Source organism: Halomicrococcus gelatinilyticus, assembly GCA_024227995.1.
In the GTDB taxonomy this organism is placed as follows: Archaea; Halobacteriota; Halobacteria; order Halobacteriales; family Haladaptataceae; genus Halomicrococcus; species Halomicrococcus gelatinilyticus.
This window is the reverse complement of record CP100465.1, coordinates 1,640,056-1,661,811: the sequence shown is the minus strand read 5'-3', so window position 1 is coordinate 1,661,811 and position 21,756 is coordinate 1,640,056. Positions and strand designations below refer to the sequence as shown.

The following is a 21,756-nucleotide window of genomic DNA, read 5'->3' as shown; positions in this document are numbered from 1 at the left end:
CGACTTAGTTCCCGTTCTCGATGGCGCGTTCGAAACCGTCGCCGCTGCGGGCGACGCCGGCCGCGCAGACGGCGTGCTCGAAGTCGAGGTCGTACGCCTCGCGGGCCGCGTCGGCGGCGCTCTCCGCCGCGAAGTCGAACGCCTCCGGCTCGTCCTTCTCGTAGGTGGCGACGAGCGTCGGCTCCGTCACCTGCTCGACGAGCAGGGCGTCGCTGCGGACGATGCCGACGTAGCTCTCCTCGCCGACGGTTCCCGCGACGCGCGGCGTGTCGTAGTCGTCCTTCTCGTAGTCAAGCGCGAGCAGGCTCTCGACCAGCGCGTCCCGCGCCGGGTAGCCGCGCTCGACCTTCTCGGCGATGGGGTCGACGTGCGACCCGTTGCCGAGCACGGCGGTCTCGACGTTCTCGCCAGGCCGCTCAACGGTCCGCAGGCAGTTGTAGGCGATGTAGGGGTTGTCCGTCTCCGGGGCGTCCTCGGTCGGCCCGACGGTGACCGTCCCGTCGCGCTCGATCAGCTTCCGGTTCGGGAACGACCGCGAGGAGACGCGGTAGGCGCCCACCTCCGGCCCGACGACGACGAATCGTCCGACGTACATACACGGACGTGTGCAATCGAGGAGCAAATACGTAGCGGTCTGTACACGGTCGAGGAGTGTGTCGAAGTAGCATACAGCGCCCGAACGCGCAACGCTTACAAGCAAGCGGGTGAAAGGTAGCGATGCGAACGCAGTCCCATGGGGTAGTGGCCAATCCTGAAGCCTTCTGGGGGCTTCGACGAAGGTTCGAATCCTTCTGGGACTACTCCCGATTCCTTTCGGTTCAACTTCCGACGCCAGTACCAACCATGGGAATCCTCGGATTCTGGACCGCTGACGTGCACGGGATACCACTGCATCGAGGTGACGCGGTAGTCGCCGCTACCGACCACGCATCTTCTCGGGACGCACGCACCGAAGGTGAAGCGTCTGGAGTGCGACGTCCAGCGGTTCGGACTCTCTCACCGTCACGCAACAGAGGAACGACGACCGGCAGGTCGAGACCAGCAGTTACTCGTGCACGTCGACGACCAGGTCGCTCGCGATCCACCCGTCGGTGTTGTCCTCCTCGGTCAGTACCTTCCGTCCGGGGCGCGTTTCGTGGAGAGAGATGGATGGCGTGTCCGGTTCGGCGTCAGCTGCTTCGGAGGTCACGTCGTAGTCCGCATCCGAGTGTACGGCCATGCACACTTTTTAGGCCAACCTAAATATTAAAGGTTCCGGTCGGGATTTCCGGCACGCGACCGGCGTTCGGCAACCGCCAAGAAGTATAATACGAAAGCCGACGTACCCCGCTCCATGGGGGCGCAAAAGATAGTCCGTCAGGAAGCCGACACCGTGGGGGAGAATCCGCTTCGGCTCGAGAAGGAGAAGGCCGAACAGATCGTCGACGCACTCAACACCGACCTCGCTGATGCCTACGTCCTGTACCATCAACTCCACAAACACCACTGGAACGTCGAGGGTGCCGAACACCTCGGTGTCCACGAGTTCCTCGAAGAGGCCTACGAGGACGTGGAGGACGCGGCCGACGAGCTCGCCGAGCGGGTCCAGACCCTCGGCGGCGTACCACACGCCAGCATGACCGCGCTGTCGGAGGCGGCGACGGTCGAACCGGAGGACGAGGACGTCTACGACGTCCGGACGTCGTTCGAGAACGACATCGAGATGTACGGCAGCATCATGGAGAGCTACCGGGAACACATCGAACTCGCCGAGAACCTCGGCGACCACGCGACCGGCGAACTGCTTCGCCAGCACCTCCTCGAACTCGAAGAACACGTCCACGTCATGGACCACTACCTCGAGGACGATTCCCTCGTCCAGTCGTAGCGACACCCGCATTCGTTTCGACGAATCGGTCTCCACCGGGGTGTCGGCCACATCGTCTACGCGACGAAGTCCTGTGACGTCATCCCGGTATCGACGACCCGGACGAGTGTCCACTCAACGACGAGGCGCACTGCGAGAGTGGGCTGCAAGCGCTCGACTCGCATCTGTAGACGAAGAACGGTCCGTGAGCTGCGGCGACGACTGACGGGGCCACACCGACGTCAACCCCGCCACCCTCTGTCGATTCGACCCCTTCGTTTCAACTGGAGACCGATCACTGACCGCTGGTGTCGGTCCGCTCGTCGACCTCGCTGTCCTCCAGTTCGTCGAGCGCTCGCTCGTCGTTGTACTCCTCCATCCCGGCGGCCTCGCCCGACACCTCGTTGTACACCGCTTCGCGCGCTTCCTCCGCCGACTCGAAGCGCTCGTCGACGAGTCGGTCGAAGACGCTGCCCAGCGTCTCCGTCTCGTTCGCCAGGTCGAGTTGCTGGTCGCCGTACTCCGTCGCGAGTTCCTCGCTGGTCGCCGGGTACTTGTGCTCGCCGAGCATCTTCCCCGCGTCGCCGAGCATGTCCTCGACGCTCTCGGTGCGCTCGTGCTGGCGTTCCGTCGCGCGGTCCTGTACCCTGTCGACGTCTGGCTCCTCCCCCATGTCCGGCAGTAGTCGCGGCGGGCGGAAAGTCGTAGCGGCCGGCTACTTCTCCACGTCGAGCAGCGCCACTCGCTCCCGGACGAGGTCGGCCAGGTCGGCGTCGGTCGCCGCGAGTTCCGCCTCGGTCACGCCGAAGAACTCCCGGACGAGTTCGCGGTCGGTGACGTCCGAATCGAGCGTCTCGGCGGGCGTCAGGAGATCGGCGACAACGTCGGCCGTCGCGGCCTCCGCGTCTTCGACCGCAGTCGCCGCTGCGTCGTTCGCCATCGCTTCCGCACCCTCCACGTCGCCGTCCCCACCGCCGCAGTCGACCACGACGACGACGGGTTGCTCGCCCTCGCCGACGCCCATCGCGAGCGCCTGGTCGATCTGACGGCGGCCGGCGGCGTACAGCAGTATCTCGACGGCGCGGTCGCGGGCCACGTTCTCGCCGCGCTCGAACGCCCGGCTCGCGTGCTCGACCGCCGCTTCGAGGTGCGCTCGACCGGTCACGTACCGCGCGTCGAACGCCTGGACCGCGCAGTCGTCGGTCGCTGCGGCGTCGCCGAGTCTGGTCAGGAAGGCGTCGACGTCGTCGACGCTGGCGACGCCCTCGACCAGCCTCATTCGAAATCACCGAGGCTCTGCTGGCCGCCTGCGCCGTCGTCCACAGTATCTGTGGCGGCCGCGTTCGCGTCCGCTTCCGCGCCAGCGTCGGCCTCCACGTCGTCGAGTGACGGGTTCTGGTGGCCGGCGTTCTCGAGAATCTTCTCGGCGGTCTTGCGGCGGCCGCGGAGCGCGCCGAGGACGACCGACGGGTCCGCCTCCCGGAGGTCCGCGCGGGATTCGATGCCGGCCTCGTAGAGGCGTCGGGCGCGCTTGCGTCCGACGTTGCGGACGCCCGCCAGGTCGAGCAGTTCTTCCTGGACGCCGTACTCGACGCGCTTGCGCGTCTCCCGGATGGCTGTCGTCACGCCGTCCGGGACGCCCTCGCGCTCGTCGCGCCGGATCTCCATCGCGAGCTGTTCGGCGGCGTTGAGCAGCCACTCGGCGGTCTCGACCTTGCCGCGGATGTCGCCCGGGCCGACGCCGTAGCGCTCGGTGATGCGGTCCTCGTCGAGTTCGCTCGTCCAGTCCTCCAGCAGGCGCGCGGTCTTCAGCGCCGACAGCCAGTCCTCGAATCGGCCGTCCTCGAACTCCGACGGCATCGACCCGAGGAACTCCGTCTCGCGCTCGTAGGCGAGTTCGGTGTACTCCTCGCGGTCGCCGGACCGCAGGTAGAGCTCGTACATGTCCGGGGTGCGCGCGACGAGGTGGTACAGCCCCATCGCGGTCGGTTCGCCGTCCGCCGCGCGGAGGCCGTCGACGATCTCCGCGGCGCTCATCGGGTCGAGGTAGAGCTGGGAGACGCGGTGGCCCAGCCCCGTCGCCTGCAGGCGGTCGTCGCGTTCGAGGAACTCGTTGCGTTCGAGGTACTCCAGGACGCGGCCCGTCACCTCCTCCAGTCGGCCCGTCTCGTCGGTCTGGGTGGCGTAGAGGGTGCGTTCGAGGAACTGAAGCAGTTCGGCCTCGGTGCTGGCGAAGCCGGACGCGACCGTGGCGAGGATGTGGGTCCGCAGCGCCGGTTCCGCGGCGAGCTTCGAGCGCACCGGTTCGGGGTCCGCCCAGACGTACTGGTCGAACAGCTCCTGCAGTTCCTCGTGGTTCTTGGCGATGAGTACCGCCTCGCCGTAGGGGTCGAGGCCGGGGCGGCCGGCGCGGCCGAACATCTGGTGGACCTCGAGCACGTCGAGCGGGGTCATTCCGCCGACGTCGCCGTCGTAGCGCCGCCAGTCGCGGACGATGACGCGGCGGCTGGGCGTGTTGACGCCCGCGGCGAGGGTGGGCGTCGCGCTGATGACCTTCACGAGGCGGTCGCGGAACGCCTCCTCGACGAGCGAGCGGTGCTCGCTGGCGAGGCCGGCGTGGTGGAACGCCGCGCCGTCCGCGACGGCGTCCGCGAGGTCGTCGCTGGTCTCGGTGTCGCTCACGTCGCGTATCTCGGCGGCGACGTCGGCGAGTTCGTCGCGCTCCTCCGGGGTGAGGAACTCGCTGGTCACGTCGGCCAGCCGCTTCGCTGCCGCCTCGGCGTTGCGCCGGGAGTTGACGAACACCAGCGAGGAGCCGTCGTCGTCGAGCGTGTCGCGGACGAGCGCGGCGGTCTCTTTCTCGTTGCCGCGCTGGAGTTCGCGCTCGGTGCCGTCGTCGAAGTGGAGCGCCTGGCCGTAGAGGACGCCCTTCCGGAGGTCGATGGGGCGCCAGTCGGTGTCGACGAGCGTGGCGTCGAGCCAGTCGGCCATCTCCCCGGCGTTGCCGACCGTCGCCGACAGCGCGACCGTCTGGAGGTCGGGGTTGATGCGCCGGAGCTTGGCGAGCGTCACCTCCAACGTCGGGCCGCGGTTCGGGTCGTCGACGAGGTGGACCTCGTCGGCGACGACGCAGGAGAGGTCGTCGACCCACTGGGCACCGTTGCGGACGAGCGAGTCGACCTTCTCGCTGGTGGCGACGATGACGTCCTTGCTGGCGAGCCAGTCGCCGTCGCTGTCGTAGTTGCCCGTCGAGACGCCGACGCTCACGCCGAACTGCTCGAACTCCTCGAATTCCGCCTTCTTCTCGCTGGCGAGCGCGCGCAGCGGGACGATGTACAGGGCCGTGCCGCCGCGGGCGACGCTGGAGAGCATGGCGAGTTCGGCGATGAGCGTCTTCCCGCTGGCGGTCGGGACGCTGGCGACGACGCTCTCGCCGTCGGTGATGCCGGCCTCGACCGCCTCGGCCTGCGGGGGGTACAGCTCCTCGATGCCCTGCGACTGGAGGTGTTCGGGGACGCCCTCCGGCAGTCCGGAGAGGTCGGCGGGCTTCACCCGCGCTCACCTCGCGGGCGCGACGCGGTTCGGGTCATTACCCCGATTTGGCCCGTCTTCCGGTTTAAACTGTCGGGTCGCCGCGTTGGATTTCGGGCGGGAACAGGTCGACCTACGGAGAAGTTCCAGCGGGACGAACGTTTTTGCTCGTCCGTGCTGTACTAGGTCGGGATGGAGAGTGCGAGCGACTATCGCGTCGCGGTCGCGGTCGCCCACCCCGAACGAGCCGCACAGTTGACACGAACGGCGGTGGACGTGGCGCGCGATGCGGGCGGCGAAGTTCTGGTGTTGAGCGTCCTCGTCACCCAGCGCCAGTCGCCGTTCGCGCTGTTCACCGACGAGGTCATCAAGCGGCGGTTCGGCGACGAAAGACGGGAGATTCTCGACCGCGTCGTGGAGACGGCGGGCGGCGAGGTACCGGTCGACGGACAGTTGCTGGTCGCCTACGACGCCGGCCGGGCACTCGTCGACGCCGTCGTCGAGTTCGACTGCGACGCCCTGGTGGTCGGCTGGCACGAACGCGAGCGCCCCAGCGAGATCGTCCTCGGGTCGAACGTCGACCGCATCGTCCGGAACGCCCCCTGCGACGTCCTGGTCGAGAAACTGGGCGTCGAGGCCGACGGCGTCGACGCCGTGCTCGTCCCGGTCGCGCGCGGACCGCACGCCGAACTCGCGGCCGAGGTGGCCCGGTCCATCGCGGTCGCGAACGACGCCCGCGTCGACCTGCTCCGGGTCGTCGGGCGGAACGACGACCGGGCGGCCGCGGAGCGGTTGCTCACGGAGATCGCCGCGCTCGCCCGCCCCGCGCCCGTCGAGACGCGCGTGGTGCAGGGCGACGTCACGGACGAGGTCGTCGAGGCGAGCAACGAGCACGACGTCACCGTCCTCGGCACCACCCGCCAGAGCGTCCTCCGGCGACGACTCGTCGGCACGGTCTCCCAGTCGGTCGGACGGCGCTCCGACAGCACCGTCATCCTGACGCGGAAACCGGTCGGCGTCAGGCCGCGGCTGTCCCGCGTCATCCACGAGGTTCTGTAGATGGCGGTCGGGACGTTCGCCGTCGTCGCGGTCGCCGTGCTCGCTAGCCTGTTCATGGCGTGGTCGCTCGGGGCGTCGAGCAACTCGCCCCCGTTCGCCCCCGCAGTGGGCGCGAACGCCATCCCGACGATGCGCGCGGCCTTCCTCATCGGCGTGTTCGCCGCGCTCGGGGCCATCACGCAGGGCGGCAGCATCTCCGAGACCGTCGGCACCGGCCTCATCGACGGCGTCTCGTTCACGCCGCTCGCGGCCGCCGCGGGCCTGTTCGTCTCGGCCGTCTTCATCGCGCTCGGCGTCCGCACGGGATACCCACTCCCCGCCGCGTTTGCCGTCACGGGCGCGATGGTCGGCGTCGGGTTCGCGCTCGGCGGCGACCCGGCGACCGCCACCTACCGGCGCATCGTCACGTTCTGGGTGTCGGTCCCGTTCGTCTCCGGGTCGGTCGCCTACGCCACCGCGACGCTACTGCGCCACGACGCCGTCCCCGAGACGGTCAGCGTCCCGCTGCTCGGCGGCTTCGTCGGCTTCGTGCTGGCGAACGTCGACCTCACGGTGATTCCGGGGCCGGCGACGACCGTCGCGGGCGCCGTCTCCGCACTGGTCGGGCAGACCCCGACGCTGTTCGAGGGCTACGACCTCGTCATGGTCGCGACGAGCGCCGCGATGGGCGTCGCCGTCTTCGTCTCGCTCCAGCGTACCATGGCCCGGTCCCTCGACGCGGGCGTCAAGCGCTTCCTCGTCGGCCTGGGCGCCATCGTCGCGTTCTCCAGCGGCGGCAGCCAGGTCGGCCTCGCGACCGGCCCGCTGGAGCCGCTGTTCGCCGACTTCGGCGTCCCGGACGTCACGCTGCTCGTGCTCGGCGCGTCCGGCATCCTGCTCGGCGCGTGGATGGGGTCGCCGCGGCTGCTGCAGGCGGTGTCGCGCGAGTACTCCCAGCTCGGCGTCCGGCGGTCCATCGCCGCGCTCGTCCCCGGATTCCTCGTCGCACAGGCAGCCATCGCGCTCGGCATCCCCATCTCGTTCAACAACATCGTCATCTCCAGCGTCATCGGCAGCGGCCTCGTGGTCGGGTCCGGCGGCGTCTCCAAACGGAAGATCGCGTTCACGCTCGGGGCGTGGGTGACGTCGCTCGTCAGCGCGTTCGCGTCGGGGTACGGCCTCTACGCGCTGCTGACGACGGTGACCGGGATCAGGTAGGATGCGAGAGGAACCGACGACGAGCGGCGGCGTTCAGATGGCGACGCCGAGCACGCCCAGGATGCCGGCCAGCAGGTCGCCGTAGCCGAACGCCACGAGCAGGCCGACGAACATCGGCACGATGAACGGGATGCCGGGCGACACCCAGACCTCGTCCTCGGTCGCGAGCACCGTCAGGCCCTCGCGCAGCTGGGTCGAGGTCGTCCCGTAGGCGCCGTGGTCGATGTCGTCCAGGAACGCCGCTGCGCCCCAGGGGTCCTCGTAGCCCGACGACGCCTCGTCCTCCGTCGACCGCTGGACCGCCGTCCCGCCGTCCGCGACCTCCTCGGGCCCGTTCGGGTCGAGGCCGACGGCGCCGTCGGTCGGCGGATTGGGGTCGTCGGGGAGCGTCGCGGGGTCGCGGAGTTCGTGGGCGCGCTCGCGCAGTTCCGCGAGCGTGACGCCGCGCCACCGGAGGTACATCCGGACGGCGTCGAGGTCCACGCCGCTCCGGCCGACGCCGTCGGGCGTCTCCAGCAGTCGCCCGTGCGCCGTCGGGATCTCCTCCCACGGCGTCACCCGTCCGACGAACATGACCTTCGAGAAGCGGCCGGCGAGCAGGTTCCGGACGAACAGCGACACCGGGTACAGCGCACCGACGATGACGGTGTTCGTGAGGATGGTGAGCGAGAACGCGCCCAGCAGCGTCTGCTGGACGGGGAGCGTCCAGCCCGCCACCTCGTAGGTCGGGTAGGTTGGGAACAGCGCGGCGACGACGAGGAACGCCTTCATGTCCGCGCCGCCGAACGCCCGGAACCACCAGAACACGAGCACCAGCGGCGCGACGAACCCGAGACTCACGACGACGCCGAGGAGGAACCATCGCCGTTCGAGCGGCGGCGCGTGCAACGCTACCCAGCCCTCCCAGACCAGGAGGACGACCGCGAGCGCGGCGAGCGGATACCACGTCCTGTTTGCCACTCGACGGGACTCCACGTCGTGCCACGCTGCCCATCCGAAGACGGGGATCGCGAGCAGTCGCAGCAGGTCGGGTAGCGTCGCGTTCACCACGCGGAACCGCTCGGACGAACCTGTTATTTGTTGCGGTATCGACGCAAACCGCCGCGAAAGGAACCCACCGTTCGACGTCGGGTGACTGACCGGTCTGGAGAGAGCATCGGCCGTCCTGACGGCGCTCGGAGACGAACTCGACGGCGACAGACGTCCCTACCCGGGTTTCGAACCCCTCCGTTTCGAGTCGAGCTGACGAGTACGGCGAGAAGTGCGACGGCGAGAAGTACGACGAAGCCGCCAGACGAGAGCCGGACTAACTGTCGACCGGACTAGCTGTCGAAGCGGGCCTGCTGCATGAACGGCTGAACGTCGTCGATGTCGCCGAGGCGAGAGTCCGAGAGGAGGACGGCCTCGGTCTCCTCGATGGGGACGGAGATGCTGATCTCCTTCGTCCGGCCGTAGCGACCCTTCGAGACGACGACGGCGTTGACGATGCCGAGCATGTCGAGTTCGCTGATGAGGTCGGTGACGCGGCGCTGGGTGAGGATGTCGGCGTCGATCTCCTCACAGAGGTGCTTGTAGACGTTGTACACCTCGCCCGTGTTGATGTTGTGGACGCCGTTCTTCTCCAGCATGATGGTCGAGAAGAGGACGAGCTTCGACTGGGTCGGGAGCGTGCGAACGACCTCGACGACGCGGTCGAGTTCGATCTTGTCCTGGGCCTTCCGGACGTGAGCCTCCGCGACGAGTTCGGCCTGGTCGCGCTCTGCGAGTTCGCCCGCGGTCCGCAGGAGGTCGAGCGCGCGCCGGGCGTCGCCGTGCTCCTGGGCGGCGAACGCCGCACAGAGGGGGATGACGTCCTCCGAGAGGGCGTTGTCCTTGAACGCCACGTCCGAGCGGTGCTGGAGGATGTCGCGCAGCTGGTTGGCGTCGTACGGCGGGAAGACGATCTCCTCCTCGCCGAGGCTCGACTTGACGCGCGGGTCGAGGAAGTCGGTGAACTTCAGGTCGTTGCTGATGCCCATGATGGAGACGCGCGAGTTCTCCAGCTCGGAGTTCATGCGCGAGAGGTTGTACAGCGTGTCGTCGCCGCTCTTCTCGACCAGCTTGTCGATCTCGTCGAGCATGATGACGACGACGCGCTCCTCGTAGTCGACGGCCTCGAAGAACGTGTTGTACACGCGGTCGGTCGGCCACCCGGTCATGGGCACCGTCTCCATCTCCTCGGCGTCGTCCTCGAGTTCCGCGATGCGCTCGTCGATCTCCTCGACGGAGTCGAACTCGGTGTTTTCCATCTGGTCGGGTTCGGCGACCGCGCCGTCCCGGACGTCCTCGAGCTGGTCGATGCGGGCCTCGATGCGCTCGCGGTTGTTCTCGATGAACTTGTTCGCGAGCTGCGCGAGCACGCGGTACTGGGTGTCGGTCACCTCGCAGTTGATGTACTCGACCTCGCAGGGCACCTCGTACTTCTGGGAGGTGCTCTCCAGCTCCTGGCTGACGAACTTCGCGCTCGCCGTCTTCCCGGTCCCCGTCTTGCCGTAGATGAGGATGTTCGACGGCGTCTCCCCGCGAAGCGCCGCGACGAGGATGGTCGCCATCTTGTTGATCTGCTCTTTGCGGTGCGGTAGCTCGTGCGGCGTGTACGAGGGTCGCAGTACCTCCTTGTTCTCGAAGATCGGCTCCCCGGACAGCAGGTCGTCGAACAGACCCTGGTTACCCTCCTCGTCAGCGTCGTCCAGGACCACGTCGTCGAGGTCCAGCCCCTCGAAGCTCCCCTCGGAGCCGCCGTGGGTCGTGCCGTCGTTCGGTGGTGTCGGGTTCTCGTCTGCCATTGTCAACCCCTTCGTTTCGATTGGAATGCGCGCGCCGGAACGGCGAGAGAGCACGAAGCCGGGGGATATCGTCCGGTTTCGCGGTAGCGAAAACCTACCAGCGCGTCCAGTTGATGCAGATGAACTAAAGGTGAACCAGAGTATTAAAATCTTTCTCATCGAGCGACACCTGTATAAACCAGCGGTAGAAGCCGGGAAACGACGGATTCGGCCCTGAGCGCGTCGCTACAGTTCGGCCCACTCGCCGCTCGAACCCGGCCGTCGCGGCGTGACGGGTCGGACTCCATCGACGCGTCGACCCGTTCTCGTTCGAACCCTCGTACCTGCCAGTTCGGCTGCGTTCGAGCCTGTACACCACGATTATAGCCGGTTCGTCCGAGAGTCGTAGGAGCGACGCCTTCAGTTCGAGTGGAACCGGCACCGCGTGCGATTCTACCACGCGCCGGGGTCTGTCCAGGTGGTTACCCGCTCGACGATGACGGCGACGCGCTCGACGTCGACGCGGTCGCGGTCTCGCTCGACGACGACGACGACCGGCCACGTTTATAAATTTTCTAACTAATATGGCGCGATTCATCCCGAACGAACGGTTGATAGAAATGAGGAAGATCACACATGTTGGTTCGCCTACCACAACTCGGGCCCCACCCACCCCTTCGTTTCGAGTGGAACGACGAGATGGGAAGAGGGGTGCCACGGCTACCTCTAGAACAGCAACCTTTATATCCATCATACAGAAACAATAACCGCAAACTAGAGCAATACGTTTTCTAGAGGGTTGGTGGTGTTGTAAGGTAGTACCGACGTGCTAGCTGGTTCGTTGCTCACCACCCGACCGACCAGTTCCACCTGAAACGAAGGGGTTGGTGTGTGGCGGCAATCGCGCCGTGCAATCAATCCGCCGACATGACCGGTCAGCGAACCGTATCTGTTGCTACTTCGAGATGTGAACCGGTGCCCGACAACGAGCCATACGACGATAGTCGACGCCATATCAACGCCGACGGAATGGACGACGAGCTCCAACCCGTCCCACGGCCCGACTCACTCCAGTCGAAACGGTGGGGTTCTCCCGAGAGGCGGCTGCTTGCCGACCTCCGCTGGGGTCGCCTCGACCCCTACGTTTCGTGTGGAACGACGGGTCGAGCGTCGGAACGACGCTCTTCGCGACCGTCCGTCGTCGTTCGACCGAACTCGACGCCACCCACGCTCACCGCCTGACCTTTTCACGACTCGCCAGTTGGCTCGCTTCCCCTCGAACCGTCGTTCAGTTGTCCTCGATTCGACGTTGGCCGGCGAATCGCCGACGTCGTTGCTTTCAGCCGACGAACCACAAATATTGCCCGGTCGGCGGGTCGTCGAATCGACTATTCTTGCGTCTCGAACCGTGTGATTGCATCAATAGTTGTCTGACGTAGGTTTAAGTGAGTGGCGTGAAGTTCTACGCGCACACAGCCCGCCCGTCGGCGTTATCCACCGACAGCCAGGGTCCAGGAGGAAACAGGATGGGATTGTTCACAGGTTTCAGGAAAAGTATTGCAAGGGTGACGGACAAGCTCTTCTCGGCAGAAGAGCCGAAGCGCATCGGCATCTACGGGCCGCCCAACGCGGGGAAGACGACGTTGGCCAACCGCATCGCACGCGATTGGACCGGCGACGCCGTCGGCCCGGAGAGTCACATTCCGCACGAGACGCGGCGCGCTCGCCGCAAGGAGAACGTCGAGATCGAGCGGAACGGGAAGACGGTCAGCATCGACATCGTCGACACGCCCGGTGTCACGACGAAGGTCGACTACGAGGAGTTCCTCGAACACGACATGGAGAAGGAGGACGCCGTGCGTCGCTCCCGCGAGGCCACCGAGGGCGTCGCCGAGGCCATGCACTGGCTCCGCGAGGACGTCGACGGCGTCATCTACGTGCTCGACAGCACGACCGACCCGTTCACGCAGGTGAACACGATGCTCATCGGCATCATCGAGAGCCAGGACCTCCCGGTGCTCATCCTGGCGAACAAGACCGACCTCGAGGACTCCAGCGTCCAGCGCATCCGCAACGCCTACCCCCAGCACGAGACGATTCCGCTCTCGGCGCTCGAGGGCGACAACATGGACGAAGTGTACGAGAAGATAGCGGAGTACTTCGGGTGATACCATGGCTGAAGTGAAAAACGGGGACGACGGCGTTCAGATCGACCTCATCGGCGGCGAGCGGATGTCCGGCAAGACGAGCATGGAGAAGATCCGGATGATCCTCGACGGGGTCCGCGAGGGCAAGATCGTCATCCTGGAGGAGGGACTCTCGCCCGACGAGGAGAGCAAGCTCATCGAGGTGACGATGACCGAGATCAGCCCGGACGAGTTCAACGGCATCGAGATCGAAACGTACCCGCGCTCCGAGACCTCCGACAGTGGGTTCCTCGGTCGCCTGATGGGCCGCGAGTCGACGTCGGCGCTCACGGTCATCGGCCCGGCGAACCAGATCGAGACGCTCCACAAGGACGAGAACCTCATCAGCGCGCTCATCTCCCGGAAATAATGCCCCACGAGTGTACGAACTGCGGGCGCACGTTCGCCGACGGATCGAAGGAGATGCTCTCGGGGTGTCCCGACTGCGGCGGCAACAAGTTCCAGTTCCGGCCTGCCGGGGCCGGTTCGTCCGAGGGCGGGTCCGCCCCGGACCAGCGCTCCGCCGACGAGACGTCTCCGTCTCCATCCGAAACGACGCCCGCCGCGTCGCCGGACTCGACCGGCGGCTCGCGGGCGGGGAGCGACGCCGGTGCCGTCGGCCGTGCGGCCTCCACCGTCCGCGAGTGGGTCGGAACGCGCGACGACCGGGACCAGTCCGAGACGCCCGCCGAACCCGACCGTCCGTCGGTCGACGGGAGCGACGCCGGCGTCGATGCCGACGCCGACGCGCCCACGAGCCGTCCCGCCGACGAAGACGACACCGAGGAGGACACCGCGCAGGCACACGCGAGGACCGACGTGGTGGCCGACGACGAACTGCCGGACCGCTCGCCCGCCGAGGGGGAGGGCACCGTCGTGGACGCGCCCGACGGCGAGAAACCGACCCTCGAAGAGCTCCGGGAGGAACTGAACAGCCAGTTCGAGAGCATCAAGGTGGTGAACCCGGGCCAGTACGAGCTCAACCTGATGGAGCTGTACGAGCGCAAAGAGTACATCATCGCCCTCCAGGAGGACGGCCGGTACGTCATCCAGGTTCCGGACTCCTGGTCGGACGAGATCGAGCGCTAGTTCTTTCTATCCGTGCCGCCCGCCGACTCGCCCGGACAGTCACGTCTCCGGCGCGCCGGCGCACGTTGGGGACGGCCGAACGGGTGGACACGAACGATGCCGTGGTCGTCGTACGACGCACGCCGGACCTTCGTCGGGAATGCTCACCACCCGGACGGTCCACTCGTGTAAGATTATCATCTGAAAGTATGGGCGTTTTTGCCAAAGATTTAGAGTATGCGCCCCTGTGACTGGTATCAATGACAGGCCGTCCGGAGATGAGTCAGACTAATCACCATTCCTCGGGCCCCATCGACGTCCTCCACGTGGACGACCAGCCGGATATCCTCGAACTGTCCGCGACGTTCCTCGAACGGGACCACGACCGCATCTCGGTCGTCACCGAGACGAGCGCGACGGCCGCACTCGAACGACTGTCGGCCGAGTCCGTCGACTGCATCGTCAGCGACTACCAGATGCCCGGGATGGACGGGATGGCCTTCCTGGAGCGGGTCAGGGAGGAGTACCCGGACCTCCCGTTCATCCTGTTCACCGGCAGGGGGTCGGAGGAGGTGGCGAGCGACGCTGTGACGGCCGGCGTCACGGACTACCTCCAGAAGAAGATGGGGTCGGACCAGTACACGCTGCTGGCGAACCGAATCGAGAACGCCGTCGACCGGTACCGGGCCGAACGCCGGGCTACCCAGCACGCCCGCATCAACGCGACGATCCGCGACATCAACAGCGCGCTCGTCCGGGCCACCACGCGCGAGGAGATCGAGACGGCCGTCTGCGACATCCTGGCTTCGTCCGACCGATACGCGTTCGCATGGGTCGGAGAGCCGAACGCCGAGACCGCCGAGGTCGACGTCAGCGCCAGCGCCGGGACGGCCCGTAGCTACCTCGACGACGTCACCATCACCACGGACGACAGCGCGACCGCCCGCGGGCCCGCCGGACGGGCCGTTCGAACGGGGGAACTCCAGGTCGCGTCGAACCTCATGGACGCCCCGGAGTTCGAACCCTGGCGAGACCAGGCGCGGGAGTACGGGTTCCGGTCGTCCGCCGGCGTCCCGCTCGTGTACGACGACACCGTGTACGGGGTCCTCGGCGTCTACGCGCGGCGACCGGACGCTTTCGACGCGACGGAACGCTCCGTCCTCTCCGAACTCGGGGAGACCATCGGCCACGCGATCAACGCCAGGGGCGTCCGTTCCAGGGCGGAGCGGACGCGGCGGAAGTACGAGACCCTCGTCGAGGCCGCACCGGGGGCGATATTCGTCGCCGACGCCGACTCGGGTCGCATCGTCGAGACGAACACGGCCGGCGAGGAACTGCTCGGACGCGCGCGGGAGGAGGTCGTCGGACTACACCAGTCGGCGCTCCACCCGCCGGAGCACGAGGACCAGTACCGGGAACTGTTCGAGGACCACGTCGAGGGCGGGGTCGACCTCCGGACGGACCGTCCCGACGGCGGGCAGATCCACGTCGTCACGGACTCGGGGGAGAAGATTCCGGTCGCCATCAACGCCCGGGTCGTCGAGTTCGACGGGACGACGCTCTTCCAGGCTATCTTCCGCGACCTCCGCGAGGAGAGCGCCCGCGAGCGCGACCTGGCGGTGTTCAGGCAGGCCAGCGAGCAGATCGGCGTCGGCGTCGCCGCGTACGGGCGGGACGGCCACCTCAAGTACGTCAACCCGGCCTACGCCGAGATGCTCGGCACGACCCGGGACCGACTCGTCGGCGAGCACGTCGCCACCCTGAACCCCGAGTTCGAACGCGACCGGTTCGACGACTACTGGGACTCCATCGACCTCGGCGAGACCACCACGACGGTGACCCACCATCGACGCCTCGGCGACGGCACCGAACTCCCCGTCGAGACGGCGACGACGAAGATCACCAACGCGGGCGAGGACCTCCTCGTCGGCACGATCCGCGACGTCTCGGAGCGGCGCGAGCGCCGCCAGCAGCTGCAGCTGTTCCGGGAGGCCGTCGAACGGGCGGGGCACGTCGTGTTCATCACGGACGCCTCGGGGACGATACAGTACGTCAACCCCGCGTTCGAGGAGACGACGGGGTACGCGGTCGAGGAGGCCATCGGCGACAACCCCTCGCTGCTGAAGTCGGGCGAACACGACACGGCGTTCTACAACGACCTGTGGACCACCGTCCTCGGCGGCGAGGTCTGGGAGGGCGAGATCGTCAACGAGCGCAAGGACGGCGGCCGCTACCACATCGACCAGACCATCGCCCCCATCACCGGCGAGTCCGGCGACATCACCCACTTCGTCGCGGTGAACCACGACATCACGGACATCAAGGCGACCCAGGAGAAACTCCAGCGGCAGAACGACCGCCTGGAGCAGTTCGGGCGGACGGTCGCCCACGACCTCCGCAACCCGCTCAACGTGGTCGCTGGCAACCTGCAGCTCGCTCGCGAGCGCGACGACAACGAGTTCCTGCGGCGCGCCGAGGAGTCCGCCGACCGGATGGAGACGCTCGTGGACGAACTCCTGGAGCTCGCCAAGCAGGGTCGGTCGGTCGTCGAACCGGACCCCGTCTCGATCGAGGAGACCGCGACGATGGCGTGGGCGAACGTCGACACCGCCGCCGCCGACCTGGCGGTCGCCCCCGACGAAACCATCTGCGCGGACGAGAACCGACTCGCCGAACTCCTCGAGAACCTCTTCCGTAACGCGATCGAGCACGGCGGGGAGCAGGTGAGCGTGACCGTCGGCGTGCTCGACGACCGCGACGGGTTCTACGTCGCAGACGACGGACCCGGCATCCCGGAGGAGGACCGCGACCGGGTGCTCGACTCCGGGTTCACCACCTCCGCCGACGGCACCGGATTCGGCCTCTGCATCGTCAAGCAGATAGCCGACGGCCACCGCTGGGACGTGAACGTCACGGCCGGTGCGGACGGCGGCGCCCGGTTCGAGTTCGTCGACGTCGATCTCGCGAACTAGCACCGCCGCCACGCTCCACCCGAAACGGTGGGCTTCCGCCCGCCGAGCGACGTTCCACGCGAATCGGTGGCCGACGCTGCTCCCACATCGCACCGGGGACGGACGCCGAACGGTTCCTGCCTCGCCCCGGAGACGGTGGGCGACCGACGTTCCCGTCGGTTCGTGGCCGCTGACCCGGAACCGCTAACGCGCGCCGGCACCAGCAACGCGCCGGCACCGGCAACGCGCGCCGGCACCAGCAACGCGCGCCGCCACCGGCAACGTGCGGTCCCATTGCCAAGACCCTTTACGCCGCCCCCCGAACTCCTGACAGATGTTGCGCGAGGCCAGGAACCGGGTCCAGCGGGTGCTCTTTCTCTTCCCCGCCGCGCTCGCCCGACTCGGACTGCTCGACCGCGAGAAGGGCGAGGAGGCGTTCGACCTCGCCGTCCCCGTGATGGTCACCGGGGGGATGCGGACCCTGCTCCGGGTCGCGGACTTCTTCATGGTCAGCATCGCGCTCGGCTCGTCCGCAGTCGCGGGTCTGGAGTTCGGCTTCCAGTACTTCTTCATCCCGTTCGGCCTCGCGCTGGCGCTGACCAGCGGCACCATCAGCGTCGTCTCGCGGTTCAAGGGGGCCGGCGAGCACCGGAAGGCCGACTTCGCCATCAAGCAGTCGCTGTGGCTCGCGCTCCTCGTCGCGGTCCCCATCACGGCGGCGACGTGGCTGTACGCGGAGCCGATGATCCGCGTGCTCACCGACGAGCGGGTCGTCGTCGACTACGGCGCGGAGTACCTCCGCATCGTCATGCTCTCGGTGGCGTTCCGCTTCTGGAGCATGATCGCCGCGCGGGCGCTCGCCGGCAGCGGCGACACCCGGACGCCGATGTACGTCCGCCTGCTGACGCTGCCGACGAACATCCTGCTGAACGCCGTGCTCATCTTCGGCCTCGGCCCGGTCGACCCGCTGGGCGTCGCCGGCGCGGCCTGGGGGACCGCCGTCGCCAACACGCTCGCGGCGAGCATCTTCACGGTCGCGCTGCTGTCGGGTCGGTTCTCCGTGCAGTTGCACCTCGGCGGCAAGCAGTGGGACACCGACATCGCCAGCGAGATCGTCCGCGTCGGCCTGCCGCTGGCCGGGACGCGGCTCTCGCGCACGCTCGGCCGGTTCCCGTTCCTGTTCGTGCTGGGCGTGCTCGGAACCCCGGTGGTCGCGGCCTACGCAATCGGCCGGCGCGTCATGCTGCTGGCGCTGATGCCGGCGTGGGGCTACTCCACGGCGTCCAGCACGCTGGTCGGACAGAGCATCGGCGCGGGCGAGGAGGACGAGGCGAACGAGTACGGCTGGCAGACGCTGCGCATCGCGCTGGTCACCCAGTTGCTGCTCGCGGCCGTCCTCATCGCCGCCGCTCGCCCCATCGCTCGCGGGTTCGGCACCCAGCACCTCGACCGGACCGTCGAGTTCGTCCGGGTGTTCGGCCTCGGCGTCGGCGCGTTCAGCGTCTCGCGGACGATGCGCGGCGGCCTCCGCGGCGCGGGCGACACGAAGTGGCCGCTGTACGGCACGTTCGTCGGAACCTACTTCTACAAGCTCCCCGTCGCGTTCCTCGCGCTGCCCGCCGGCGTCTCCGTGTTCTCGCTGGGTAACTGGTCGTTCGCCCCGGGCGTCGGCCTGGGGCTCGTGGCCATCTACGCCGCCATCCTCGGTGACATGTACTTTCGCGCCGGCGTCAACACGTTCCGGTTCTGGACGGGCGCGTGGAAACGTGTCGCTCGCGATTCAGACGTCGGCACTGGCACGGGCGCCGACTGAGTGGCGAACCTCCGGCGGACCCGACAGTTGCTGGCAGAAATCCCGGACATGAAAGCAGTTATCTGGCCACCGTTGCTATCACGTTACATGATTCGCAGTGGTAGCAATGGAGGGGTAGACCGGTGCGCGTAGTCGCCAAGTTCGGGGGGACGAGTCTCGGGAGCGGCGACCGCATCAACCGGGCCGCCGACTCCATCGCGGCGGCCGTCGAGGCCGGGCACGAGATCGTCGTCGTCGCCAGCGCGATGGGGAACACGACCGACGAACTCCTCGACGAGATCGAGTTCGACGCCGACGAGGCCGACCGCGCCGAGATCGTGAGCATGGGCGAGCGGACGAGCGTCCGGATGCTGAAGGCTGCGCTCTCGGCCCGCGGCGTCGACGCCGCGTTCCTCGAACCCGGTGGCGAGGACTGGCCGGTCGTCACCGACTCGCGTGGCGAGGTCGACGCCGAGACGACCCGCCAGCGCGCTCACGACCTCGCCGACACCCTCGACGAGCAGGTCCCCGTCGTGACGGGGTTCCTCGCCGAGGACGGGGAAGGGAACGTCACGACGCTCGGTCGCGGCGGCAGCGACACCACCGCCGTCATGCTCGGCTCCTACGTCGACGCCGACGAGGTCGTCATCGTCACCGACGTCGAGGGCGTCATGACCGGCGACCCCCACGTCGTCGAGGGGGCGCGCAACGTCGCGGAGATCACGGTCGACGAACTCCGCAACCTCTCGTTCCGCGGCGCTGAGGTCGTCGCCCCGTCGGCGCTGTCGTACAAGGACGACGACCTGGGCGTCCGGGTCGTCCACTACCAGCACGGCGACCTGCTGACGGGCGGCACCAGCGTCACCGGCCAGTTCGATCACCTCATCGACATGCGCGAGTCGCCGCTGGCCTGCCTGACGGTCGCGGGCCGGGCCATCCGGAACCGCCCCGGCATCCTCTCGGAACTCTCGAACGCGCTCGCCGACAGCGACATCAACATCGACGCCGTCGCCAGCGGGATGGACAGCATCACCTTCTACGTCGACGAGGACGTCTCCGAGCGCGCCGAGAACATCCTCCACCAGGAGGTCATCGACGCGGGGTCGCTGTCCAGCGTCACCGTGGACGACGACGTCGCGGTCATCCGCGTGACGGGCGGCGAACTGCCGAACCAGTCCGGCATCATCAGCGAGATCGTCCAGCCCGTCGCGAACGCCCACATCGACGTCCACGACCTCATCACCAGCGCGACCAGCGTCGCCATCTTCGTCGACTGGACCGACCGCGAGCGGGCCCTGAAGATCATTCAGGAGAAGTTCCAGCAGTAGCGGTCCCGCTCACCGCCCTGCTCTTTCTTCCCGCTCGCCGTAGCGGACGCCGAACTCGCGTTCGAGCACGTCGTGCCACGCCTCGCCAGCGAGCGACGTCTCCGTCGTCTCTCCGTGGGGATGCTCCGTCAGCGTCCCTGGCGTGAGTTTCCGGTGCCCCTCGTCGACCGCGATGGAGACGACCGGGTCGCCGGTGAACGGCGACTCGGGCGCGCGCTGGAGGAACTCGCAGGTCGCCTCGAAGTAGTCCAGTTCGCGGGGGGCGTCCCGGAAGACGAACCGGTCCGTCCACGCCTCCTCGTCCGGCGTCCGGAACTGGGAGACGTAGTCGGCGTCGGGCCGGTCGCTCTCGACGACCCGCCACCGGACGCCGGCCGCGTCCTCGCGGACCGTCCCGTCGAGCGGGAGCGGCCGCCGCATCACGGGGACGCCGAGGCCCACGTCCGCGAGGTACGGCCGGTCCAGCGAGACGAGTGTGGTGAGGTGGTTCGCGGGCGGTCTGGCCTCCCCGTCGCTGACGACCCGCGCCGCGCGACGCTCGACGTCGAACCCCATCTCGTCGAGCAGCCACCCGAACAGGCCGTTGAGCTCGTAACAGAAGCCGCCGCGGCGGCGCTCGACGATCTTCTCGTAGAGGGCAGGAAGCGAGAGGGAGACCCCCTCACCGTCGCGCTCGCCGTACGGGTCGCCGGTGATGGACAGCGTCTCGAACGGCACCGTCGTGACGTGCGCCCGCTGGAGGCGCTCCAGCGTCTCGACGTCCTGCTGCCGGACGTCCGACGCCGCCACGCCGATACGGGACAGGTAGCGTTCGAGGTCTGCGTCGCCCCTGTTCATGCCCGGCTATCGGTCCGTCGGCGACTAAAGTGCTCGCTGAACGCCGTTGAAGTAGGCGTCCCGACAGGTTCGGCGAGCACAGCGCGCCGTCCCTGGACGACGTCGATGCGCGTCGCCGCCGGCGAGAGCGGTCGACGCCGTCGCGACGACCGGAAACGATTACTCGCCTGCTCCCCGACGTCGTGACGAGATGACGGTCGACGACCACGACTCGACGGGGGACGACGCGGCCGGGGACGGGTCGCTGACCACCGAGGAGACGTTCGCGCTCGTCGGCGACGAGGTCCGGGCGGAGATACTCCGGGCGCTGAGCGCCGAGCGCGGCGGCGAGGGTGAACTGCCGTCGCTGTCGTTCTCGGAGCTCCGCGAGCGGGTCGACGCCGACGTCCGCAGCAGCCAGTTCAACTACCATCTCCAGCGGCTCGTCGACCACTTCGTGGAGAACCGCGCGGAGGGGACCGCACAGCTGATCGAGGACGTCGTCCCGTCGGACGACGACGGGTACGCGCTCCGGCCCGAGGGGACGACGCTCACCCGGACCATCCGCGCCCGGACCGGCACGGGCGAGGGGTCGCTCGACCCCGTCGCGGTCGGCCTCGACTGTTACCACTGTGGGACCGCGGTCGAGGCGACCTACGACAACGCGACGTTCGTACTGCAGTGTCCCGACTGTGAGTACCTCTACGAGTACGACCTGGTGCCACCCGGCATCCTCGACGGCGAAGCGGAGACGCTCTCTCGGGCCGCCGAGTACGTCCGGCACGTCCGCCTGGCGTTCGCCCGCGGCGTCTGTCCCCTCTGTGGCAACGCCGTCGACACGTCGTTCGACCCGCCCGGGGAGACGGGGTACCCCCGCCCCGACCTGCGAGCGGTCTGTGTCAACCGCTCCTGCGACCACTGCGGCCACCGCAACTACCTGAAGGTCGGCGAGGCGCTGCTCCGCGACCCCGACCTCGTCTCGTTCTGCCGCGAGCGCGGCCTCGACGTCACCTCGACGCCCATCTGGGAACTGGCGTTCGCGGCGACCGACCGCGACGTCGACGTCCGCTCGACCGACCCCTGGGAGGTCGCGCTCGAAGTCGAACTCGACGGGGAGACGCTCGAACTCGTCGTCGACGGGAATCTCGCCGTCGTCGAGCGGAACTACGCCTGACAGC

General features: G+C 67.9%; 18 protein-coding genes and 1 tRNA gene. 11 read left to right on the top strand and 8 right to left on the bottom strand.

Going from position 1 to position 21,756, the window contains the following annotated elements:
* Positions 1 to 4: 4 nt before the first annotated feature.
* A complete protein-coding gene (locus NKT36_RS08785; protein WP_327050673.1) occupies positions 5 to 595 on the bottom strand; it encodes an IMP cyclohydrolase in 591 nt (196 codons plus the stop codon).
* A gap of 132 nt (positions 596 to 727) precedes the next feature.
* Here NKT36_RS08785 and NKT36_RS08780 point away from each other — a divergent pair.
* Positions 728 to 800: transfer RNA gene (locus tag NKT36_RS08780), tRNA-Gln, on the top strand.
* A 245-nt stretch (positions 801 to 1,045) separates the two neighbouring features.
* Here the strand turns inward: NKT36_RS08780 and NKT36_RS08775 are convergent.
* Positions 1,046 to 1,219, bottom strand: a complete 174-nt coding sequence (locus NKT36_RS08775) for a hypothetical protein (RefSeq protein ID WP_327050672.1) — start codon at positions 1,217 to 1,219, stop codon at positions 1,046 to 1,048.
* 114 nt (positions 1,220 to 1,333) lie between these two features.
* Between NKT36_RS08775 and dpsA the strand changes: the two genes are divergently transcribed.
* Complete coding sequence (gene dpsA, locus NKT36_RS08770; RefSeq protein WP_327050671.1) at positions 1,334 to 1,867, top strand: DNA starvation/stationary phase protection protein DpsA; 534 nt, start codon at positions 1,334 to 1,336, stop codon at positions 1,865 to 1,867.
* A 274-nt stretch (positions 1,868 to 2,141) separates the two neighbouring features.
* Here dpsA and NKT36_RS08765 read toward each other — a convergent pair whose 3' ends face one another.
* Genes NKT36_RS08765 through NKT36_RS08755 form a run of 3 tightly spaced genes read right to left on the bottom strand, consistent with a single transcriptional unit; the run spans position 2,142 to position 5,398 of the window.
* Positions 2,142 to 2,519: a DUF5789 family protein gene (locus tag NKT36_RS08765; RefSeq protein WP_327050670.1), complete on the bottom strand. Its 378-nt coding sequence runs from the start codon at positions 2,517 to 2,519 to the stop codon at positions 2,142 to 2,144.
* A 42-nt stretch (positions 2,520 to 2,561) separates the two neighbouring features.
* Positions 2,562 to 3,125 (bottom strand): KEOPS complex subunit Cgi121, encoded by a 564-nt coding sequence (gene cgi121, locus NKT36_RS08760; protein ID WP_327050669.1) that lies wholly within the window; start codon positions 3,123 to 3,125, stop codon positions 2,562 to 2,564.
* Positions 3,122 to 5,398 carry an ATP-dependent DNA helicase gene (locus tag NKT36_RS08755; RefSeq protein ID WP_327050668.1) on the bottom strand — a complete coding sequence of 759 codons (2,277 nt, stop codon included), beginning with the start codon at positions 5,396 to 5,398 and terminating at the stop codon, positions 3,122 to 3,124. The genes cgi121 and NKT36_RS08755 overlap by 4 nt, the downstream gene beginning before the upstream one ends.
* Before the next feature lie 171 nt (positions 5,399 to 5,569).
* Here NKT36_RS08755 and NKT36_RS08750 point away from each other — a divergent pair, with 171 nt between their 5' ends.
* Positions 5,570 to 6,436, top strand: coding sequence for a universal stress protein (locus NKT36_RS08750; protein ID WP_327050667.1), 867 nt, complete (start codon positions 5,570 to 5,572; stop codon positions 6,434 to 6,436).
* Positions 6,437 to 7,633 (top strand): inorganic phosphate transporter, encoded by a 1,197-nt coding sequence (locus tag NKT36_RS08745; protein ID WP_327050666.1) that lies wholly within the window; start codon positions 6,437 to 6,439, stop codon positions 7,631 to 7,633.
* Between the two features lie 33 nt (positions 7,634 to 7,666).
* On the opposite strand, the gene NKT36_RS08740 is transcribed toward NKT36_RS08745, so the two are convergent.
* Positions 7,667 to 8,680: an A24 family peptidase C-terminal domain-containing protein gene (locus NKT36_RS08740; RefSeq protein WP_327050665.1), complete on the bottom strand. Its 1,014-nt coding sequence runs from the start codon at positions 8,678 to 8,680 to the stop codon at positions 7,667 to 7,669.
* Positions 8,681 to 8,955: 275 nt separating this feature from the next.
* Complete coding sequence (locus NKT36_RS08735; protein WP_407652161.1) at positions 8,956 to 10,617, bottom strand: Cdc6/Cdc18 family protein; 1,662 nt, start codon at positions 10,615 to 10,617, stop codon at positions 8,956 to 8,958.
* 1,346 nt (positions 10,618 to 11,963) lie between these two features.
* Between NKT36_RS08735 and NKT36_RS08730 the strand changes: the two genes are divergently transcribed.
* From NKT36_RS08730 to NKT36_RS08705, 6 genes are all read left to right on the top strand, one after another.
* Positions 11,964 to 12,605, top strand: a complete 642-nt coding sequence (locus NKT36_RS08730; protein WP_327050663.1) for an Era-like GTP-binding protein — start codon at positions 11,964 to 11,966, stop codon at positions 12,603 to 12,605.
* A gap of 4 nt (positions 12,606 to 12,609) precedes the next feature.
* Positions 12,610 to 12,993 carry a DUF2073 domain-containing protein gene (locus tag NKT36_RS08725; RefSeq protein WP_327050662.1) on the top strand — a complete coding sequence of 128 codons (384 nt, stop codon included), beginning with the start codon at positions 12,610 to 12,612 and terminating at the stop codon, positions 12,991 to 12,993.
* Positions 12,993 to 13,712: a Zn-ribbon domain-containing protein gene (locus NKT36_RS08720; protein WP_327050661.1), complete on the top strand. Its 720-nt coding sequence runs from the start codon at positions 12,993 to 12,995 to the stop codon at positions 13,710 to 13,712. The genes NKT36_RS08725 and NKT36_RS08720 overlap by 1 nt, the downstream gene beginning before the upstream one ends.
* A gap of 239 nt (positions 13,713 to 13,951) precedes the next feature.
* Complete coding sequence (locus NKT36_RS08715; protein ID WP_327050660.1) at positions 13,952 to 16,663, top strand: PAS domain S-box protein; 2,712 nt, start codon at positions 13,952 to 13,954, stop codon at positions 16,661 to 16,663.
* A 313-nt stretch (positions 16,664 to 16,976) separates the two neighbouring features.
* Complete coding sequence (locus NKT36_RS08710; RefSeq protein ID WP_327050659.1) at positions 16,977 to 18,455, top strand: MATE family efflux transporter; 1,479 nt, start codon at positions 16,977 to 16,979, stop codon at positions 18,453 to 18,455.
* A 122-nt stretch (positions 18,456 to 18,577) separates the two neighbouring features.
* Positions 18,578 to 19,762, top strand: coding sequence for an aspartate kinase (locus NKT36_RS08705; protein ID WP_327050658.1), 1,185 nt, complete (start codon positions 18,578 to 18,580; stop codon positions 19,760 to 19,762).
* A gap of 9 nt (positions 19,763 to 19,771) precedes the next feature.
* Here NKT36_RS08705 and NKT36_RS08700 read toward each other — a convergent pair whose 3' ends face one another.
* Positions 19,772 to 20,599: an arylamine N-acetyltransferase family protein gene (locus tag NKT36_RS08700; RefSeq protein WP_327050657.1), complete on the bottom strand. Its 828-nt coding sequence runs from the start codon at positions 20,597 to 20,599 to the stop codon at positions 19,772 to 19,774.
* A gap of 190 nt (positions 20,600 to 20,789) precedes the next feature.
* On the opposite strand from NKT36_RS08700, the gene NKT36_RS08695 reads away from it, so the two are divergent.
* On the top strand, positions 20,790 to 21,752 hold the full coding sequence (locus NKT36_RS08695; RefSeq protein ID WP_327050656.1) for a winged helix-turn-helix domain-containing protein: 963 nt from the start codon (positions 20,790 to 20,792) through the stop codon (positions 21,750 to 21,752).
* The last annotated feature ends 4 nt before the right edge of the window (positions 21,753 to 21,756 follow it).

What these genes read in the sequence shown, in the direction of transcription:
- NKT36_RS08785 (WP_327050673.1), bottom strand. Translation starts at nt 595, where the DNA reads ATGTACGTCGGACGATTCGTCGTCGTCGGGCCGGAGGTGGGCGCCTAC.
- NKT36_RS08775 (WP_327050672.1), bottom strand. Translation starts at nt 1,219, where the DNA reads ATGGCCGTACACTCGGATGCGGACTACGACGTGACCTCCGAAGCAGCT.
- dpsA (WP_327050671.1), top strand. Translation starts at nt 1,334, where the DNA reads ATGGGGGCGCAAAAGATAGTCCGTCAGGAAGCCGACACCGTGGGGGAG.
- NKT36_RS08765 (WP_327050670.1), bottom strand. Translation starts at nt 2,519, where the DNA reads ATGGGGGAGGAGCCAGACGTCGACAGGGTACAGGACCGCGCGACGGAA.
- cgi121 (WP_327050669.1), bottom strand. Translation starts at nt 3,125, where the DNA reads ATGAGGCTGGTCGAGGGCGTCGCCAGCGTCGACGACGTCGACGCCTTC.
- NKT36_RS08750 (WP_327050667.1), top strand. Translation starts at nt 5,570, where the DNA reads ATGGAGAGTGCGAGCGACTATCGCGTCGCGGTCGCGGTCGCCCACCCC.
- NKT36_RS08745 (WP_327050666.1), top strand. Translation starts at nt 6,437, where the DNA reads ATGGCGGTCGGGACGTTCGCCGTCGTCGCGGTCGCCGTGCTCGCTAGC.
- NKT36_RS08735 (WP_407652161.1), bottom strand. Translation starts at nt 10,617, where the DNA reads ATGAGAAAGATTTTAATACTCTGGTTCACCTTTAGTTCATCTGCATCA.
- NKT36_RS08730 (WP_327050663.1), top strand. Translation starts at nt 11,964, where the DNA reads ATGGGATTGTTCACAGGTTTCAGGAAAAGTATTGCAAGGGTGACGGAC.
- NKT36_RS08725 (WP_327050662.1), top strand. Translation starts at nt 12,610, where the DNA reads ATGGCTGAAGTGAAAAACGGGGACGACGGCGTTCAGATCGACCTCATC.
- NKT36_RS08720 (WP_327050661.1), top strand. Translation starts at nt 12,993, where the DNA reads ATGCCCCACGAGTGTACGAACTGCGGGCGCACGTTCGCCGACGGATCG.
- NKT36_RS08715 (WP_327050660.1), top strand. Translation starts at nt 13,952, where the DNA reads ATGACAGGCCGTCCGGAGATGAGTCAGACTAATCACCATTCCTCGGGC.
- NKT36_RS08710 (WP_327050659.1), top strand. Translation starts at nt 16,977, where the DNA reads ATGTTGCGCGAGGCCAGGAACCGGGTCCAGCGGGTGCTCTTTCTCTTC.
- NKT36_RS08700 (WP_327050657.1), bottom strand. Translation starts at nt 20,599, where the DNA reads ATGAACAGGGGCGACGCAGACCTCGAACGCTACCTGTCCCGTATCGGC.
- NKT36_RS08695 (WP_327050656.1), top strand. Translation starts at nt 20,790, where the DNA reads ATGACGGTCGACGACCACGACTCGACGGGGGACGACGCGGCCGGGGAC.